18 protein-coding genes, 3 pseudogenes and 1 other annotated feature (1 of these 22 cut by a window edge) are annotated in these 19,680 nt (G+C 35.0%); of the genes and pseudogenes, 2 read left to right on the top strand and 19 right to left on the bottom strand.

Annotated features, from left to right (window positions below):
* Nucleotides 1-177: a binding site (T-box leader), on the bottom strand; it reaches 38 nt to the left of the window's first position.
* 40 nt (nucleotides 178-217) lie between these two features.
* The 9 genes from M1D73_RS10755 to M1D73_RS10715 all read right to left on the bottom strand — a co-directional run bounded on the left by M1D73_RS10755 (nucleotide 218) and on the right by M1D73_RS10715 (nucleotide 7,528).
* Complete coding sequence (locus tag M1D73_RS10755) at nucleotides 218-994, bottom strand: class I SAM-dependent methyltransferase (RefSeq protein ID WP_000637455.1); 777 nt, start codon at nucleotides 992-994, stop codon at nucleotides 218-220.
* Nucleotides 995-1,043: 49 nt separating this feature from the next.
* On the bottom strand, nucleotides 1,044-1,478 hold the full coding sequence (locus M1D73_RS10750) for a BrxA/BrxB family bacilliredoxin (RefSeq protein WP_000063706.1): 435 nt from the start codon (nucleotides 1,476-1,478) through the stop codon (nucleotides 1,044-1,046).
* 83 nt (nucleotides 1,479-1,561) lie between these two features.
* Nucleotides 1,562-1,945: a thiol-disulfide oxidoreductase DCC family protein gene (locus tag M1D73_RS10745; protein WP_000634907.1), complete on the bottom strand. Its 384-nt coding sequence runs from the start codon at nucleotides 1,943-1,945 to the stop codon at nucleotides 1,562-1,564.
* A 3-nt stretch (nucleotides 1,946-1,948) separates the two neighbouring features.
* On the bottom strand, nucleotides 1,949-3,076 hold the full coding sequence (locus M1D73_RS10740) for a conserved virulence factor C family protein (RefSeq protein WP_086385943.1): 1,128 nt from the start codon (nucleotides 3,074-3,076) through the stop codon (nucleotides 1,949-1,951).
* A 248-nt stretch (nucleotides 3,077-3,324) separates the two neighbouring features.
* Nucleotides 3,325-3,660 (bottom strand): single-stranded DNA-binding protein, encoded by a 336-nt coding sequence (locus M1D73_RS10735; protein WP_000982017.1) that lies wholly within the window; start codon nucleotides 3,658-3,660, stop codon nucleotides 3,325-3,327.
* A gap of 161 nt (nucleotides 3,661-3,821) precedes the next feature.
* Nucleotides 3,822-4,076 carry a DUF4318 domain-containing protein gene (locus M1D73_RS10730; protein WP_000975138.1) on the bottom strand — a complete coding sequence of 85 codons (255 nt, stop codon included), beginning with the start codon at nucleotides 4,074-4,076 and terminating at the stop codon, nucleotides 3,822-3,824.
* A 105-nt stretch (nucleotides 4,077-4,181) separates the two neighbouring features.
* Complete coding sequence (locus M1D73_RS10725) at nucleotides 4,182-4,913, bottom strand: Bax inhibitor-1/YccA family protein (protein WP_001260655.1); 732 nt, start codon at nucleotides 4,911-4,913, stop codon at nucleotides 4,182-4,184.
* 75 nt (nucleotides 4,914-4,988) lie between these two features.
* Nucleotides 4,989-6,884 carry an ABC-F family ATP-binding cassette domain-containing protein gene (locus M1D73_RS10720; protein WP_000783160.1) on the bottom strand — a complete coding sequence of 632 codons (1,896 nt, stop codon included), beginning with the start codon at nucleotides 6,882-6,884 and terminating at the stop codon, nucleotides 4,989-4,991.
* Nucleotides 6,881-7,528 carry an HD domain-containing protein gene (locus M1D73_RS10715; protein ID WP_000165966.1) on the bottom strand — a complete coding sequence of 216 codons (648 nt, stop codon included), beginning with the start codon at nucleotides 7,526-7,528 and terminating at the stop codon, nucleotides 6,881-6,883. The genes M1D73_RS10720 and M1D73_RS10715 overlap by 4 nt, the downstream gene beginning before the upstream one ends.
* Nucleotides 7,529-7,637: 109 nt before the next feature.
* On the opposite strand from M1D73_RS10715, the gene M1D73_RS10710 reads away from it, so the two are divergent.
* Nucleotides 7,638-8,465, top strand: coding sequence for a hypothetical protein (locus M1D73_RS10710; RefSeq protein WP_000499733.1), 828 nt, complete (start codon nucleotides 7,638-7,640; stop codon nucleotides 8,463-8,465).
* Nucleotides 8,466-8,675: 210 nt separating this feature from the next.
* Here the strand turns inward: M1D73_RS10710 and M1D73_RS10705 are convergent.
* The 3 genes and pseudogenes from M1D73_RS10705 to M1D73_RS10695 all read right to left on the bottom strand — a co-directional run.
* Nucleotides 8,676-8,783 (bottom strand): annotated as a pseudogene (locus tag M1D73_RS10705) (N-acetylmuramoyl-L-alanine amidase); the annotation flags it as partial.
* Nucleotides 8,784-9,011: 228 nt separating this feature from the next.
* Nucleotides 9,012-10,307 carry a hypothetical protein gene (locus tag M1D73_RS10700; RefSeq protein ID WP_243340772.1) on the bottom strand — a complete coding sequence of 432 codons (1,296 nt, stop codon included), beginning with the start codon at nucleotides 10,305-10,307 and terminating at the stop codon, nucleotides 9,012-9,014.
* Nucleotides 10,308-10,448: 141 nt separating this feature from the next.
* Nucleotides 10,449-10,571, bottom strand: a pseudogene (locus tag M1D73_RS10695) (DNA-binding protein); the annotation flags it as partial.
* A gap of 147 nt (nucleotides 10,572-10,718) precedes the next feature.
* On the opposite strand from M1D73_RS10695, the gene M1D73_RS10690 reads away from it, so the two are divergent.
* A complete protein-coding gene (locus M1D73_RS10690) occupies nucleotides 10,719-11,723 on the top strand; it encodes a hypothetical protein (protein ID WP_243340774.1) in 1,005 nt (334 codons plus the stop codon).
* A 123-nt stretch (nucleotides 11,724-11,846) separates the two neighbouring features.
* On the opposite strand, the gene M1D73_RS10685 is transcribed toward M1D73_RS10690, so the two are convergent.
* The 7 genes and pseudogenes from M1D73_RS10685 to M1D73_RS10655 form a co-directional block, all read right to left on the bottom strand.
* On the bottom strand, nucleotides 11,847-12,905 hold the full coding sequence (locus tag M1D73_RS10685; protein WP_243340776.1) for an N-acetylmuramoyl-L-alanine amidase: 1,059 nt from the start codon (nucleotides 12,903-12,905) through the stop codon (nucleotides 11,847-11,849).
* Between the two features lie 77 nt (nucleotides 12,906-12,982).
* Entirely contained in the window at nucleotides 12,983-13,480 is a 498-nt protein-coding gene (locus M1D73_RS10680; RefSeq protein ID WP_000439587.1) for a phage holin family protein, read from the bottom strand.
* Between the two features lie 70 nt (nucleotides 13,481-13,550).
* Nucleotides 13,551-13,799 carry a hypothetical protein gene (locus tag M1D73_RS10675; protein ID WP_243340778.1) on the bottom strand — a complete coding sequence of 83 codons (249 nt, stop codon included), beginning with the start codon at nucleotides 13,797-13,799 and terminating at the stop codon, nucleotides 13,551-13,553.
* Nucleotides 13,800-13,812: 13 nt separating this feature from the next.
* Nucleotides 13,813-14,763 (bottom strand): hypothetical protein, encoded by a 951-nt coding sequence (locus tag M1D73_RS10670; protein ID WP_243340780.1) that lies wholly within the window; start codon nucleotides 14,761-14,763, stop codon nucleotides 13,813-13,815.
* Nucleotides 14,764-14,778: 15 nt separating this feature from the next.
* Nucleotides 14,779-15,159, bottom strand: a complete 381-nt coding sequence (locus M1D73_RS10665) for a hypothetical protein (protein WP_243340782.1) — start codon at nucleotides 15,157-15,159, stop codon at nucleotides 14,779-14,781.
* A gap of 12 nt (nucleotides 15,160-15,171) precedes the next feature.
* Nucleotides 15,172-17,150 (bottom strand): annotated as a pseudogene (locus M1D73_RS10660) (hypothetical protein).
* A gap of 15 nt (nucleotides 17,151-17,165) precedes the next feature.
* Nucleotides 17,166-19,679, bottom strand: a complete 2,514-nt coding sequence (locus tag M1D73_RS10655; protein ID WP_243340787.1) for a hypothetical protein — start codon at nucleotides 19,677-19,679, stop codon at nucleotides 17,166-17,168.
* Between the last annotated feature and the right edge of the window lies 1 nt (nucleotide 19,680).

Here is a 19,680-nt window from a genome sequence, read left to right as displayed (position 1 = left end):
GTTCGTTACGAACCACTTTCCCGTTTATAACGAGGACAGGGGGCCTCGGCTTTCTCTACTATTCGTTCAAGAAGCATCTCCGAAGTGCGCTTCATCTTTTTCTTCCGTACTAGGCTCACACCATCCCTAGCTCGCTTTCCTTCTAAAAAAGACTACTCTCTTCATCACAGACAGTATATTTAATTAATTATTGCTTATTATACATCTTTTCAAACAATTAGCAAGGGTCAATTACACCAAAGTGAAACTTAGCACTTTTTCTTTTGTATACATAAAAATTGTGTTTTTCAAATCTAGAACTACGAAAATGATCTTTTAAAACGACACGTTTTCTCGCCACTCGTTTTGCCTCCGCAATTGTTTCGTCAGTAATATCATGATACAAAGCGAAGTGTTTTAACCCTTTAATTCCATCGGATTCTATGACAGTTTCTTCAAACATCGGATCAAGGTAAACGACATCGTAACTATTGTCTTCACATTGCGCTAAAAATGAAAAATGCTCCGTTTGCTTTACTTGGATTCTTTGCATTGCTTCATCAATTTCAGAAACAGATGAAGACCATGTTTTCAAACCATTTTCCATAATATAAGCCATATACTCATTGCCTTCAAGTCCTGTTACTTTTCCGCTTTCCCCAACAACATAACTAGCTACAATACTATCTGATGCCATCCCGAGCGTACAATCTAACACTGTCATTCCGCTCTCTAATTTAGCAGCTTGTACAAACGGATCGTGTTCTCCACGCATTAACCTTTTCACACGAAACATCGCTGAGTTCGGATGAAAGAAAAACGATTCTTCCGTACCTTTTGGATAAATAGCTAATCGGTTCTTCCCAACGACAAGCACATCTTGTTCATACTGCTCATGTAGCTTATGTACCGGTATGTCATTACGTTTAACGAAAGAAGCATTTAATTCTGCTGCTACCTCGTTTGCATAATCTGTCATTTCTTTGTTCGTTCTTCCTGCTGTTGTTACGATCATTGTTTCACCTCTATATAAAGAAAAGAGGGAGTTTTACTCTCCCCCTTCTTTAGCAATTCTTTTCGAAAGCTTGTTCTAAGTTCGTAATAATTTCGTCCATAGTTGCACCTTCAATTTCATGACGGTGAATGAAGTGAACAACTTCTTTTCCTTTTAATAATGCCATAGATGGTGAAGATGGAGGAATTTCTCCGAAGTACTCACGCATTTTTGCAGTAGCATCTTTATCTTGACCTGCGAATACAGTTACAAGATGATCAGGTTGTTTTTCAGCACGAACAACCGCTTGACCTGCTGATGGACGTGCTAAACCAGCTGCACAACCACAAACAGAGTTTACAACTACTAAAGTTGTACCTGATGTATTTTCCATAAATTCTGTTACAGCTTCTTCTGTAGTTAACTCTTCAAACCCAGAACGCACTAACTCTTGGCGCATTGGGATTACCATTTGGCGCATGTATTCTTCATAAGCATTTGACATCTTGTAATCTCTCCTTCAACTTTCATTCCAAATTCATCATATCACGCTCTATTAATAGGTGCAAAAGAAAGATAACGATGATTTCATTTTTTTGTAGGGATTTCACAAACCCCACCACGGCAATGTCCCACTGGAACGAGTTTTCTATTATTAGCGATATAATCGTATACTTTACTTCCAAAACCAAGTACGATAGATAGCTTTATAAAAGGAACTGCAAACCAATAAGATGGAACGGCCTTTGCTAATACATCTATGCTCTGAATACCGTCATACCACTTATTATTTTTAAAAATATACAGTCTTTGTTCCATCTTACTTTGTAGTTCTTGAGAAAGCTCATACTTCTCAACTACATCTTCATTTCGAAATGAAACAAATTTCATCTTACCCTTTTTATCTAATTTTTTCGTACGTTCTGCAACGGCCGTACACATCGTACACCAACTATCATAGAAAACAATCATACATTATTCCCCTTTACGAGACTCCGTCATTTGTTTCCATACAGAACCTTTTGCTTCTTCTCCGCCTTCAATACGCTCTAATGCTAGACGTGCTTGCATCGCTACTTCAAACTCTGGATCATCTTGCGCTGCTTTTAATGCTGGAATCGCACTTTCATCTCCAAGTTCAAATAAGAACATCGCTGCACGCCAGCGTACTAATTTACTTGGATCTTTCAGAGATTTAATCATAACGAACATCGCTGCCGGATCACCTACATCTGATAAACAATCTCCTGCAGTACGGCGAACACTTACAGAGCGATCTAACAACGCTTTATATAATAACGGTAATACTTCATCACCTTTTACCATACCTAAATACGCTGTTGCTAAACGGCGTATTGAAACTTTTTCATCATCTAACGCCATCTTCAACACTGGAATATCTTCTTCAGTAGGATCCATTTGTTCTAATGCTGCAAAACGGTTTTTCCAGTCAGAATCTTTCATCATCTCTTCTGTTACTTTATATGGCTCACGCTTTTGAATCGTTACTTCAACAGCACCTGCTTGATTTAATAATTCTTTAACCGTTTCATTTACACGTTCTTCTGAATAAGCAGCAACAATCTCTTCCACTACTTCTTTCCCAATTTCTTCAAAATTACCGTAACGTGTACTTTGTTCTACCCATTTACGCTCTTTTACAACGTTTGGTGCAGACATTTGCACTTTCATAATTGATTCTTTAAAACGATCTGGTAAGCCAACACGTTCTTCCGATGTTCCATCTGTTAACTTTACTTGCATTGGAATTGTAAAGAACATTTGAACAAACACTTTCACTTCTCCAAAATGAGACAGTTGTTGTTCTTCACTTCCTTCCACTACTTCTTCGCCAAAAACAGCACGAACTTGTTGTAATAATACTTTCCAGTCATACTTTGCATTTCGCTCGACTGCTAAAAAGTCGGCTACATGATATACACCTTTAATGCCTTCAATTTTCAAAATTTCTTGCACTTGCATTGGTGCTTGTTCTTTATTTTCATTTGTATAATTATTACGTGCTCCTGATGGTAATACTTCATTCAAAATAACTTTCATTGTATTTGGACTTGGCGTCGGTTCAATTGCTTTAATCTTCACGTAAAAAACTCTCCTTTATTGCATGATCTTAGCTGTATTGTAACATGTTATCACTCTATACTCCTACTCGGATGCTTAATTTTACTACTTTCTTCCCGCTACCATACTATTTCATTCTTTTTACATTTTAAATTAGGAACGGGATTTTAAAAGCTTTCGTTTCCGATGATTTTTATTTTTTATCCATTAAGTTTATTAAAATACTTTCCACAATTTTTTCCGAAGCTATTACTTAAAATCACCTTTTATTACAATGCCCCCTCCCGCCTTCTCTCCAAAAAGGTAATACTCTCAATCACAACTTCAGTTCTATATATTCTCTTGCCTTGTTCATCATCGTAATTACTAGTCTGAATACGCCCTGTAATCCCAACGAGCGACCCCTTCTTACAATATTCAGTTACATTCTCAGCCGATTTGCGCCAAACGACACAATTAATAAAATCGACTTGTTGTTCACCTAAACTATTTCGAAATCCTCTATTCACCGCAACACATATTCGTGCATAAGCAACGCCTTGTTTTGTGTAGTATAATTCTGGCTCCTTTGTCAATCTACCGATTAATACAACTCGATTCATCATAAGTTATACCACCTCACATGTTTTTCTTCATTGTAAGGAGAAATGTTTGAATGGTAAAAAGCACAAAATGATATATCCGTAAGTAAAAAGTATTATTTTAGACCTTACAAAACAAAAAAAGAAACCATACATAGTTCAAACATGTATGGTTTCAAAATTTATTACACTTCAGTACAAGATATGTAATATCCTCCGCGAGCCATCTTTATTTCAGCACGGTACATTGCATTTTCTAAGTAGAAAGTAATCGGTTTAACTTTACTCTCAAATTTTAGTCTTTCATTGCATTCAGTTGCATATCCTTCAATCGCTGAAGTAATAACTTTTGATGATGGATACGTTAAAGCTTCATCTAGTTCTATGAAAAAACTTTTAGAAAATAGTTTTTTCATAATCCCCTTCTTCTCTTTCATCATATTCCATCTCCTTCACTTCAAGTTGCTATCATCCATATTATACCATACATTCAATATATCTTTGAAAATAAAAAAATCCTGCATTTTTCATGCAGGATTTTTTTATTAGTCATTTTTCGTAAAGTACGAAACGAAACGAAGAATTTCTAAGTATAACCATACTAATGTAAGCATTAATCCCATCGCAGTATACCACTCCATATATTTCGGAGCTTGACTACGTACACCATTTTCGATTAAATCGAAATCTAGTAATAAGTTTAATGCAGCAACTACAATAACAACTGCACTAATAATAATACCGATTGTACCACCTTGGTGAATGTATGGAACAGTTACACCAAACATATTTAGTAGAAATACGACTAAATACATAACCATAATTCCAAGTGTTGCTGCCATCACGCCTGTACGGAATTTATCCGTTACTTTTACTACGCGTGTTGCATATAACACTAACATTGCAAATAGAATTGAGATTGTTAGTAATACAGCATTTAAAACGATAGAATCGCCAAATTTCATTGTATAAACTGCTGAAATACTTCCTAACACAACCCCTTCTACCGCTGCATAGATTGGTGCACCAAAAGGTGAAATACGCGGGAAGAACATAGACGCAAATGCGATGATTGCCGCAACGATTAAAGCACCAATTAATACTGGCATCTTCATCGTCCCCTGCATCATCTGTATGTATGAATAGACAGACGTTGCAAGTAGCAAGATAAGCATAATGAACGTTTTGCCTACTGTTCCGCCAATCGTCATCGCAGAAGCACTTGCTCCCTCTTTACGGAATGCCTCTTTTTTCAACATTGGATTAGATGTTCTCATTTTTTCCCTCCTAAAATAGGTTCTACCAATAGTGTAAAGTTTTTCTCTTTACTTTTCAATATATGCAGCTTGTTTTTATTTTAATCCTTCAACGATGTCTGATAGTTCACTCCATCTTTCCATCTTTTTTTCTAGCTCTTCTTCTGTTTTCTGCTGTGCTTCAGATAATTCTTGTGCCTTTGTGAAGTCAGATCCAACTTTCGCAAGTTCTTCTCCAATTGACTCAATTTTCTCTTCAAGTTCGGCAATTGTATCTTCAATCGTTTCCCATTCACGCTGTTCATTGTATGAAAGTTTACGTTTACGTTGTTGTTTTGGAGCTTCTTCTACAACTTTTTTCTCTTTTTGAACTTCCGCTTTCTCCATAAGTTCTCTCGTTTTTTCCATTTCTAAATAATCTGTATAACTACCTAGAAACTCACGCACTTCGCCTCCGCCAGTAAAGATGAACAGTTCATCTACTACTTTATCTAAGAAGTAACGGTCATGCGATACAGTTAAAACGACACCTGGGAAATCTTCTAAATAATCTTCTAGTACTGTTAATGTTTGTGTATCTAGATCGTTCGTAGGTTCATCAAGTAAAAGTACGTTTGGTTCTCCCATTAAAATACGTAATAAATATAAACGTCTTCTTTCACCACCAGATAGTTTACCAAGTGGTGTACCATGTGAATGCGTCGGGAATAAGAAACGTTCTAACATTTGAGATGCACCAATTACTTTTCCATCTGTCGTATGAATAACTTCTGCAATCTCTTTAATGTATTCAATCATACGCTGATTTAAATTCATCTCTTCATTTTCTTGCGTATAATAAGCAACTTTTACAGTTTGTCCTACTTCCACTTCACCACTATCAGGAGATAACTTACCTGCAAGCATATTTAATAGGGAAGATTTCCCACTTCCATTCGCCCCAATAATTCCGATACGATCACCCGGTTTCACAATATGATTAAAATTATGTAATACCGTCTTATCGCCAAATTTTTTCGTTACATCTTTTAACTCAAGTACTTTCTTTCCTAGACGACTTCCGCTTAGTGCAATATCAACTGACTGTTTTGCAGCTGGTCCTTCTTGTGCCTTTAGCTCATCAAAACGCTGAATACGCGCCTTTTGTTTCGTAGAACGGGCTTTTGCACCACGACGAATCCAAGCAAGTTCACGACGATATAAATTTTGGCGTTTCGATTCTTGTGCCAATTCTTGCTCTTCACGAAGTGCTTTCGCTTCTAAAAATGTACTATAGTTTCCTTCGTAGCTATATAGTTTACCATTATCTAATTCAAAAATACGATTCGTCACACGATCTAAGAAATAACGATCATGGGTTACAAGTAATACCGAACCTGTATATCTCGCTAAATATTCTTCTAACCATTCAACTGTCTCATGGTCAAGATGGTTCGTAGGCTCGTCTAAAATTAATAAATCCGGTGTTTCAATAAAACATTGTGCCATTGCAATACGTTTTTTCTGTCCACCAGATAAATTCCCAACAATTGCAGTGAAGTCCGTAATTCCTAATTTCGTTAAAAGAGACTTCGCATTTGCATTTGCTTCCCATGCACTCATTGCATCCATACGTTGCTGCACTGCAAATAATTGTTCCTGTACTTTTTCATTACTTGGATCTTTTTCAATATTTAATAGTGCTTTTTCATAATCACGAAGAAGACGAATTAAAGGTGTATCACCATGGAACACTTGCTCTAATACTGTCAGTTTTTCATCAAACTCTGGTTGCTGTGATAAATAACTAATTGTATACCCACGTGAATGCGTCATATCACCTGTATCAGGAGCTTCTAATCCTGCAATAATTTTTAATAATGTCGATTTACCAGTTCCGTTTACACCAATAATTCCGACACGTTGTCCTTCTGTAATACTACATGATAATCCATCAAATAACGGCTTTTCTCCATATGATTTTGATAAGTTCTCCACAGTTAACATTTTCATATTTGTGCATTCCACTCTTTCATAAATTGTTCAATAAACTGTTCCATATAACGATGACGAATTTCAGCCTCTTGTTTTGCTGCATTCGTATTCATTAAATCTTTTAATTTCAAAAGTTTTTCATAAAAATGATTTAAAGATGGATCATTATTTTTTCTATACTCTTCTTTCGTCATTTCTTCACGCGGCGGAATAGTTGGGTCATACATTAATCTCCCTTTCGCCCCACCATATGCAAATGTACGAGCAATTCCTATTGCACCAAGAGCATCTAAACGATCCGCATCTTGAACAATTTTCCCTTCAAGTGACTCTACTGTGCCGCCATGGCCACCTTTATAAGACATATTGGCGATGATATGAAGAATATGTTTACTTTCCTCTTCTTCAACACGTAGCTCTTCTAACCAATCAGAAACTTTTTTCATTCCTGCTTCTTCACTTTCATTTAGCTTTTCATCTGCCACATCGTGAAGTAATGCTGCCATTTCAATTATAAAACGATTTCCACCTTCTTGCTCAGATAAAGAAATCGCCATTTTATGTACACGTTCAATATGATACCAATCATGCCCACTCGCATCTTTTTCTAAAATATGTTTTACAAAAGTAATTGTTTTTTGAATTTTTTCTTGTTTTGTCATTTTATCTTCACCCAGTTACTTATTGTAACACGCCCGCATTTTTTCATCACATATTTTCTTGTCCGCCCATACACTAGGTGGTAGGCATCATCATGAAGGAGGAATAAACATGTTCTATAATAATCAACCGCCTTATCCAAGGCAACCATTGTATCCTCAACAACAAGAACAGAGATACACAGAACAATACGAAGAACAAGAGTTACAACAGCAAGAGCAACAATATGACGAAAACCCATATGCAACAACGCAAAACCAAGAAACTGAATTTCAACAAAATCCATATGACACACGTCCAAATTATGAATATCCTCAAAATCCATATGCAGCACCACAAAATCAAGAACAGCGATATCCTCAAAATCCATATGTAATACCACAAAACCAAGAACAACAATATCAACAAAATCCATATGCAGCACCACAAAACCAAGAACAACAATATCAACAAAATCCATATGTAGCACCACAAAACCAAGAACAACAATATCAACAAAATCCATATGCAGCACCACAAAACCCATACACAACTCAACCACAACAACCGCAATATCAACAACAAATGTATCAACCAAACTACGACGCACGTGTCTCACCACCTAAACCACCAACAATAGATCCAACTCAGCCACAAATTTTACCGCCCGGACCAACACTAGACATTACACAACCACAAATCTTACCACCTGGACCAATTACTGAACCAACACAACAACAAATTCAACAAGTTGTCGGTACACAATTTTTACCTTTCAAGAAACCTGTACTAGATTTCGTAAAACCATGGGTAGATTACGGTTTAAATGAAGCAAAACATACATCACACGAACACGCATTAACAGAAGTTGCTGCGATTATGTTTTTAGTTGGTAAAGGCTTCAATCCGACGATTGCACATTATATCGTTGAATCTTGGGAGAAGAATGAACAGTTTTAGGGTTGTTTATTTGATAAAATATAAAAAACACAAAAGTGCCAAACCCCTTATACCACAAGGGATTTGGCACTTTTTAATATCTAGAACAAATTTTATTGAAATAATTATTTTTATAGATTTTCATACTTTTTTATATAGTACGTGAACAAAATGTGAGCAAATATGTGAGCATAAATAGTAATAAATGAAATGCCTTTCCGTTTTATATTAGGGCGAATCATTTACCTTAACTTTTACATCAATAGTAAACCCTAATACTTCATCAACAGTACCTGCAACATCTTTATATGACCAGGAAAATGAAAGAAGAAAAAGTAGAACCTAAAAAAGTCGGAAGAAAACGTCCCCAGTTAGGTAAGAGCGGTAATTTCGAAAAAGAGTAATAATAACTGCATATAAAAAGAGAACACTCTTCCCAGCTTGCCGGCACGAAAGAGTGTTCTCTACACTATGAAAAGCTGAAAGGTAGAGGGATTTTGTTTCTCCACCTTTTTTCTTTTTTTTGCAACTTATTAATAGATTAGACCCAATAAGTATTAGTGTATCTCAAGAACCGATAAGGACAGAGGAATTTTCTATAATGCATTCTGCTATTGATTTAATGAGATTAATTTCTTTTTCTAACTCAATTTTATGCAAATAGGGATGATATGTCATATCTTTTTTTGAACTTTTACTATGAATTAGTGCATTGCGTGTTTTATATATTCTGTTTGAAATAGCCTTTAAAATTTTATCTTTATCATTACCCCAATTTATAATATTACCTTTTGAAAATAAGACAGTATTATTTTGGTAAAAATTAAGTTCTTCACTACTTAGTCCTTGTTTGAAATCATCTAAGTTATTAATATATTTATTTAAAACGTAATTTAGTGATTGATGTTCGTTTCCACTTCCGTTTTCCCTAACAGACTTATTATCTTTTAAAATTTTATCAATTATATTAAACAATTGTTCATCATCTTTATAATTAAACCTTGGAGCTGTAATACTTGTTTTTAAAGTATTTATCTGCTGTTCTCTATATACTTCATCAAAAAAGTACTCAATTATATGATAATAAGAGATAAATGAAACAAATGGATCTTCCGATGAGACCGCCAAATTATAATAATCAATTAAATTAGAATTATATTTTCTTTTTGGGGCTTGGAAATCATGATTTGTCTCTCGTTGTCTTCTCTTTGAAATACCCATCGCTTCTTCGATACTATATATCTTAATTGGAGTATTCATGTTACACATATATGTATAACTAAATGAGTCTATCGCTTCTTCTAAATTAATTCTCGAAGTCTCTAACTTAGTTATTTTTAGAGTCCCACAATCTACTACCTTACGCATTATATCTAATAATGAGATTTCCTCAACATCAGTAGGGATTCCGAATCTAGATCCCCCTCTTAACAATGATCTACTCCTATTAGATAGGAGCATAAAAGTTCTTTCCATCCCTGATTGCTCTTCTAAATTAGGAAACTGCTCAAATATATTTTTAAATAACCAAATTATGTAATGGTCTGAAATTTCTTTCCCCATCTCATATTTAATTTGATTAGTATCATCTTCAATTAATTTAGGTGTTCTCTCATCCCGATAGGCACGGAATATACGATCCATTAACACTGCAACCTCTGCTACATCATTATTTTCGTGGTCTTTATAATATATTGTGAATTTATCTTCTGTTATGCTTGAAATTTCATTAAATACTTCTAAAATCCTATCAACTCCTGTTACAGTTATTGGATGTGGTGTTACTGTTGTTTGTAATGTATCTTCCGTCCTAAGAAGCCTAAATACAGTGGCTAAAATTTCTATAAAGTCATTCCCTGTCATGTACATTTTCCTTTCAAGTTACAAAGTTAAACAATTATTCAAAACGTTCAAATTATACTCTAACATAGTTCATAGTTTTCTTATAACAAATTTTCAGGGAATCCAACCAAAAGTACCAAAAAGTAACCCTTCGATCTAAGGTTACTTTCTCATTTGCTCTTTGCTTTTTAAAATATCTTCTTTGAAATACAATCGATCTCGTGACATTTCTTTAATTGGTTTCACTTTTTCTTTCTGCACCATTACATTTAAGTTTCGAGGTGAGTCAGATGAAAGTTAGTCAAATATAGAAAAAGATTGAAAAATTCCAACGCTTAAGAATTGATTAGTTGTTATTTCTTTTAAGGGTATATTGTATTCTGATGATGTACTAGAATTGAGTAGAGAATAAATTAATGGAGTGAAGGTATTATGTCATTAACTAGCATGCTGAAAGGTTTAAAAAGAAACGAAAAAATTTTTCAGGATATCATTAAAAAGGTAACGCCTAATCAAAATAATTTTCAGACATTGTCTGGTAATGTAGCATTTTCAAATGAATATGATATGTTGGTTCCGTATACCCTAGAGAATCCCTATAATTCAAAGATTTTAGGAACAGCATTTGATTATATGGCTAGATTAATAATTGCAAGGGTTGCCACTAATAATCGTGAAGACTTTTTTACGGAACTAGCAGCAGAAAAAGGCTTAGATGAATTTAAGAGACTTAATGGAGAAGATGATAATATTTCAATAAGGTTAGATGACTTATACAATAAAGCAGTGAATCTAATGAGAGATTTTGTAGAAGGTGCAAGTGATATTCAAACGATGATTCGGGTATCGAATTTTCTAGCTAATTTAGAGTGGGTTTACCGAAATCATAAGTTACCCAAAGATATACGTAAAAGCTTATTCTCACATCCGAGTGAAGATATAGCCAGGGAATTAGAACAGATGTGTAAAGTGTTTGAGGAGAAATTCTGTATTCCTGCAATTGTTCATAAAGAGAGTGAAGTCGTGTATAATCCTAATTTTGGACTTGCTTCTATTATGGTTGATGGCGCAGATGGTGACATAATAATCGATGGTGTTTTATATGATTTCAAAACGGGGAAACCGTTCGCTTATTCGTGGGTAAACGCTGCCCAATTAATCGGTTATTATTTTTTGAATGATATTTCATTTACTGCTAGAGACTGGGGCTATGAAAGTAGCAGTTTTAATATTGAAAAAGTAGCTTTATATAAAGCGCGATATGGTGAAGTAGAATACTTTGACTTGAGGAATACTGATGCGGAAAAAAATGCAGAAATAACAGAAGAATTAATCCTTCATTTTGAAAAAACTTGCTTTACTAATCGTTCATTGAACCCTGTTGTCCCAACATTTTTACAGGAATATAAATCAATTATTAAAAGTATTAAAGATTAAAGTTTGAAATACATATATTTCTTTAATAGAAACGAAATTTATTGGAGGTACGTGTATAAATCATAAGATAGCATAGACTTAAGCATACTTACCTAAGGTGTGTGAGCTTAAGTCTATGTGTAATTACATTACCGTAACGTAAGTTGTGTTAGTAGTAATGTAGTATGTTGTGCCTTTACTGTTGTGTACTTTGTATTGTGGTGAACCATTAACGGATACTTTAGCATCAATCGTAAATCCAAGCCCTTCATCTACCGTTCCTGCTACATCTTTATCAGACCAAGAAGCAGAGTCATAGAAACGAAGGTCGTCCACTTTAGAAACAACACGTTTTCCTACTACAGAACTTGAAGTAGTAGTTTGTTCCCCTTGATATTTAATATAAGATGGGTTGTTATAAATCCATTGGTTACTGCCAAGATTTAACCAATCACCTTGTTTTCCCCATACTTGATATGCTTCTCCTTTATTTAATTGACGGATAACAACATAATTTGTTGATGGTCCACTTCTTAGGTTTACGTTAAATCCTTCAATATAAGCTACTCCTGTTTCGCCTACAACGTTTTGAGATGGTTCTTGTGGTTTTGGTTTAACTGTAACTGTTGCGCCTTCATACGCCTTTTGTACGTCCGCTCTGAATTGTGATTCTGACACACCATGACTACGAAGGTAATCAATCGGATCTTCGTGGTCAGTTCCACCTAATTTGCAAGTAATATCTTTATGTGTCCATAAACCTTTGCTTGGATGAATTCCTCTATCTTTTAAAATCTTAGCTAATAGTTTTACATAACGCTCGTAAGAAGATTTAAATTTATCTGGGTTGCTAGTTTCAGAAAGTTCTATGTGAACAAATCTTTTATTTGCAGATGGTCCAGCACCATAAGCAACATATTTTGTATCAGCAATTTGGACTGTTTCGTTCCAATCTACAGCATAATGTACAAATGCATTTCTCCATGTTCTAGCTTCATAATTTCGAATGTTAATTGCTGGTGCTTCTGGTGTTGCAGTACTATGTGCAACAACGCCCTCATAAGCGCCCACACCGTAGCGATATGCTTGTTTCGGTAAGTCTTGGATAATTAGTACTCTATCGGCAAAAGAAGCCGTAGCAAACGAAAATAAGAGTAATAGAGTCATAAATAATGAGCTAAATAGTTTAATTGGTTTTTTCATTGTGTGTTTCCCCTTTTTGCCAAACAAAAAGAGCACTGTCTTTTGACAATGCTCTCCTTATGTAAGGCGTGTATTTTTTATTTGGTAGTATGTTTTTCTTTTCGTGCATCGCTTCTTTGAATCTTTGCTTGAATTTCGGATGCTACACTTTCTAATAACCATGCAGGAATCCATTTTTCCCAGCCAATTCGCGCACAGTTTGCTGCGAAACTATTAAAAATGTGATAACTCAATCCACCGACTACCATGAAGAAAAAGAAATCAGGTAGTTTAAGAGCAATATCAAATAAATGTGCAAGGGCTGGTAATGATAAAAGCACCACGGTTCTCGTGATGCCCTCAATTCCATATTGTGATGAGTATGTTCCGTCTAGCTTTGAAGCTTTACTACCCGTAATCCAGTCGAGCATGATAATCCAGCAATAGATCGATATCCAAATTAAGTTCGCTTTACCGTATAACAAATTAATTATTGTTCCTAATCCACCACCGATAGCACCACCTACTTTAAATTGAGTACTTGTAATAACATCGCTTATATTCAATGCCTTGATGAGTTCGTGAATTCTTTCCAAGTTCTCACCTCCTTTCAAATTTTGACCAAAATAAAAAAGCCTGCTGCTGCACGCTTAAGTTTTGATAAAGTTATATGTTCATTTTCTTCCACGCGAATTCTAGTGGTTCGGTACGTGGTGGTTTCATTACTGATTTTTCAGTAGTTTTGCTTTCGTTTCGGGAGAAGTTAAACATAACTCCTTTCCGTATAGAAGTTTTCCTAACCCCTGTAATATACATATCACTAATTTCTAATTTTGAACCTTTACGTATTTGTGGTTTACGTTGTACGGTTGGATACAGTGTTTTGGGTTGAATTATTATACCTTTTATTGTCATAAAATCACCAGCCTTATTCTACTCTTAATGCAATGTTGTACTCCGAAAATGAACTCCATACACTTGAGTAGTAGGTGTTAAATAATTTATATTTCTGGACTTCTCCATCTTGAGAAATTTCAACGATATCGCCAATTACAAAATTTGAACCCCTATATGTGTAAAGGCCATCAAATTTTGCTCTTAATCCATCTATGTTATCCCCCATGAAAAATGATGTGAATATTATATTCCCTTCTAAAGAGGGTGCTTTTAAAAATACCCTATCCCAAATGAAAGTATTAATAGAGACATTTTTTAATCCCTCATATATAAGTTTACTTCTAGCAGTTACCAGTGCTGTACCAGGGTCCCACTTTGGACAAACACTCACCAAGACACTAAAAGGAGAAGATATAGGTGTGAATTGTTCTTGTTGATATAGTTCACCTGGAATACCAAATAATCCTATTACAGTCTTCCCTTTTCGTTCTGGAAGATTATCATCGTTTTCATAAACACAATAGATAACAATATCTTTATCAACGTATAAATATAGGTCCACCATAGCAATTGGTTTGCTAATATTAGTAGCACTAGTATTGTTAGTTGTTTTCCCTTGATGAAAACATAATGGATAGAACGCACCAGGTCCTCCAAAGGTAACATCCTTCTCTTTATCATATCTTTCAATTAATCTAAAGCTTGCATCAGTAACAGAATTAGCAGAATTCCTTATATCAAAATGGGGATAGTTACCTGCTATAATATCTTGGCTACTTGCAGTGACGTAATCGAATGGGCGTAATTCTATAGAATGGTTCTTCATACCGTCGTTACCGCTTGAGTACATGACATAAATTTTATCTTTTGATGGCGCATCAGCATTTAATTGCTGCCACCCAGCCTTTTTCATTTCATCGATAATCTTCATAAAGACTTCTCTTCGCTCTAGTCTGTGTAACTTACAAATTTTATTTGTCATTCTGTATGTTCCTCCTTAACTTAAACGTATCGCTTTCATAGAAATATTAAAAGTGGAGTTTGCTATGCCCCTATTTTCTATATAAAGATGGACCTTGTTTGTATGATCTTTATCCTCGCAAGGAATGGATAAAATATCATACGTTCTTTTTTCGGGTAAACTTTTATAGATTTGATTCCCATTCTCTTTTTGATCGTACATAAATAACATTGCTTCAACATTTGAATCATTTGTAACTTGAATCGTGCGCATATCGTATTTGTTACAACCTACATCTAGTGGAGCATATAGAGTTTTTCCTGGTTCAATTGTAATTTTTATATTCCTCTCAATAAGGATTGATGGTGTAATCTCACTTTCCGATGTATATCTATATAATTTCATTACAGTTCCCATATTGTATTCACCTCAATTATGTTTTAGATGAATATTAAAATAAATTGGTTCGAATGCTAGGAAATTTGTATCCTTCACAACCTTTACCCAAAAATCACGCGTACTTTGTGCGGCTACTGAATCAATCTGTATTTCATTTAAATAGTTTGTCCCATCTAACGAAATTAGCGCCCAGGTGTAACCGATTTTCTCCATGTACTGTTGAATAGATAGTTTTATATTTGTAGCAGCACCGATGTTATCATTTACGATTGTCATTTTTACAATACGCTCGTTATTCACCATGTAACCTAAGTTCGTTGGATCCGTTGTATTTAATTCTGCGCTATTCATTTTGATTTGCAGGGATGAACCCATGCAATACATATCCCCACCGTAAAAGGTAGCTTGTTTCTTTGCTATCAATTCGTTTTCCTCGTCATATATTTCTATGATTCCCTCAAACTCTAAAGAAGGAAGTAGAATGTCAATGCCGGTATGAGCTGCAGCTACGATGTTAGTAGACAGGATATTATCTGCAGTATCCTTTAATACAACCTTATAATTTTCATATAGTTGGCGCAGACGTAACATGTTGCTTGTTGTCATAATAATTTTATTGATGTCTAGCGGTACAAATCCCTCTGCAGTTCCTCTTTTTAAAACAACACCAATTCTTTTTGCTGCCAATGAATCGTTATCCGCATAATCAAAAAATGTATCTGTCTTTGTATAAAAGTCCCATTGATTTTCCTTGCATATTGCCATCCACTCTTTAACGCTTTTTGAACCATTAGCAGAATAGGATTCAAGAAACTCGACTTTATTCTTTTCATTTTGATAGATTAGTAAGCCGCCTTCATCTCCTTCTTTTATAGGAGCATAATCCGCAATAACCTGGATTGCAAAGTTACTTTGTGGTTTATCGATTAAAAGCATAACGTCTTTATCTGTAGAATGATTCATACGTAAGAATCCCTTTTTAACAGCATTGTTAAATGAATTTGATGGTGACATAAGCCATTTTGGATTTACGGAATCAAAATCATCTACAAATATTTTTCCGCTTTCTTTTTCGTATAAGGATACTTTTGTTTTTTCTTGTTTAAAAGGAACTAACTCTCCGTCGGCATCGATGTCAATTGCATCGAGGTTTATAAAATATCCTTTTATTTCAACAGTATGCTCTTGGTTCATTAGACCTATCTTCTCATATACTAGTGTCTGGGATTGACTACCAGGTCTAAAGAAGCTGATTATTTCTTCCACTCCATCAACTAGTATCGTAGCGTTAGTATCATACGACGAGTTCATAAGACCAATAACTCTAAGTCTTGTACCGATAAAATTGAACTTGATTGAAACTGGATTCTTATCAGGTGGATTGTTTGACGTACTGTGTTTAAAGTGCAAAGTCGAGTTATAAAAATCACTATGAGTTGAATTTGCCCATACTCCTGTGTACCGAATATTGCTATCCGTATCATCAAACCGTTTCCACCCAGGTTCCGGTTTTTTAGAACATCTCCTACTTTTATTAAATCTGCGTAATCAATAGCAGTTAAAAGCGTAAAAGAAGTTCCATGTTCACCAGAAGCCTTTCCTGCTGTAGTTACTTTAACGTTATGTTCACCCTTAAATAGATCAAGTTTCTCAAATACGACAAGAGAGTAGTCGGAAGAATATGCAGGAACTGAACCAGGATATCTAATACCGTCTATTGTCACTTCAATATTGAATGCATGAGTTGTAAAATTTTTTAATAATATACGCACTGCATTCCCTGTAAACTTAAAATAAAATGAACGACCTAATGCAGCACCAATATACCAGGCGCTATTCCGTTCTAAACTATCAGAATCACCTACTGCACGCCATTTATCTCCTGTATTAATGTTGTTTAATGCTACATTTGAAAAAAACTTACCTGGTTCAGCATTTTCTAAAGTGCAATATTCACGAGTCCACCCTGGTTCTGGTTGCAATAGGTTTTTTCCTAATTGGCTTACCATTTTATCACCTTCTCTTTATCTTGTTTTCTTCCAATTTGAATTTGTCCACCAAGATTGACGACTATGTCGCAGCCATAACTTCGGATCATCATTTTCCTTTTCGATGATTATTAATTCATCTGGTTTTTCTGTATCTAGTACTCTCTCCATTTTGAATAGTTCATTTTCCTCTAGAATTGATTCTCGTTCTGGTGTGCGTTCAAATCGTTCATGTTCCTCTGTAACGATTTCTAATTCATGTTCCCTATCAAATGTATCTACTTCATTAGCCACAGCTTCTACACTAGCCTGTCGCTCTAATAACTCATGTTCACTAACGATTGCATATCGTTCAGATTCCCTTGCTGCATCTACAGTTTCAATTACATTTGTATCTCTTGTTATAACTTCTTTATCAGATGGCGTTGTATCAGAGATAATTCCGCCTTCAAATTCACGAATACCGTTAAAAGCTTCTTGCTCTGTAATAAGAGCTTGTTGTGAATCTTGTTTGTAAGAAATGTCTAAAGTTATATGTTCAGCATCTAAGGTAACTGGAACAATGTCAGAAGCCACTTCTTCAATCACTGTAGTTGTATGTTCTTTCATTGCTTTTTCAGATTCAATTGTTTGATTTAGTTCCATCTGCATCACATTTAACGATTTAGATGAATTATTAAATAAGGTAATACGTGTTTCTAGTTCTTTTTGAACACGGCCAAACAAATCAAATTCTGGAAGATATACAGGAATACCAAGGCCCTCAAATAAATCAAACTCTTCTATGTTAGCTTGAAATGCTTTTTCTGTTTTATTGGCAACTTCATCAGTATTTACATAGGTAATAAGTACGCGTTCTTTTAATCCGAATGAAGAAATTGCATCTACATGTGTAAGTACTGCAGTATCTTCTTTATCTGCTTGATCCAGTTCAACTACAGTTGCTTGCAACTCATTTTTAACTTCTGCAAAAGTAACGTCTGGCGATACGCCTTGTAATTCTTTTAAGATACGATGAGAATAATCTGCATCAGTAATACCGGCATTTATTTCATGTAACCTCTCTGCTTCTTCTGCGACAATCGTCTGTATTTCAAATGTGTTTTGCAATTTATTTGCATCGTCAGTTACGGAAATATCTTTAACAGATAATACCCGTGAAGCATTTTTAACTTCTTGTCCTATCTCTACAGCTGCAGTAAATACATTTTCTTTATTTGCGAATTCTTGTTGATCGGTATAAACAGAATCAAGTGTTTCTACGATACGTTCAAATGCGTGTGTTGTATCTACATTCGCATACTGTTCTTTTGTTCTTGTAAATGATGCAGATTCATTTCTTTCAGAATCAAATACATTTATTTTCTTGTTTACTTCGTCACTTGCAATAACATCTGCAGCAAGTTCTTTTGCTCGAATAGAGTGATCCAGGTTAATTTGAGCTACATCTATGTCACGAATTAAATACGCGCTTTCAATATCTTCATAAGGAAGCAGGTCCACATTTTCAATTTCTTCTACACGATTCAACTCATATTGTTTAGCAATAGACGTTTCAATGTCTCTTTGCATACGAGCAAATAAATCATAATCCGGAAGATAAACCGGTATACCCATACCATTGAACAAATCAAATTCTTCTATGATTCCTTTGACTTCTCGCTCTTTTGTACCAAATTCGAATTGTGTCGGAACATGAAGAAGTATTTCTTTTTGCTGTATATCACCAGTTTCATTTTCGGCAATAGATACAGGTAATATATTTGGAACTGCATTAGATAAAGTAACCTCTGCATGTGTAGCTTTTAGCTCCCTGGTAACAATCTCGCTCGTTTCATTATGCATTGATACAGCTTCATAATCCGTTGTAACTCTGTCGGCCATAAGGTCATTATAAAAACCCTCACCGTATACAATACGTGCAACATTTACCCATTCTGGTAATACTTCCACACCTGCAGCGAATTCACGTAACTTACCTTTTAGTAAATCCTGCTTTATGATTGGTGCAGCTTCATACTCATTCGTTATAAGATTTGTTTCATCAGAAGCGTGTACAATCGCTTCTATCTCGCTTGGTTTTTCGCTCTCTACCCCTTCGATATGGTTTATATCGAAAATTCGTCTATGTTGTGTTGATTCTTCTGCAGAAATTAGTTGAACAGAAATACTGTCCATTCGTTGCGAATGCTGCATTTCAATGTTGGCCACATTTATATTTCGATTTAAATCAGAATCAGTTGCATTTGAAATGTAGGCTTCTACCTCTATTTGTCGCAATGCATTCTCTACAACATCTGTTAAAATCCCTTTTGCTCTTACTTTTGTGGCAGTTACTCCTGCGTTATCTTCTTTAACAGCCTTATATCTCGCATAAGGAGCAATGCAAACCGGATAATCAACATCATTTTTATTTTCTGTATTCGCAGGTGTAATAGAAAAAGAATAAACTTTTTCATTCTGATTAGATCCAGAACCAACGACAACAACATGACTTTTTTCTTTGGTACATATAGAAGGGGAAGCAATAGAATAAACTTTTTCACTCATT

The sequence above is a fragment of the Bacillus sp. PK3-067 genome (assembly GCF_056738645.1).
This window is presented reverse-complemented; position numbering and strand designations above follow the sequence as displayed.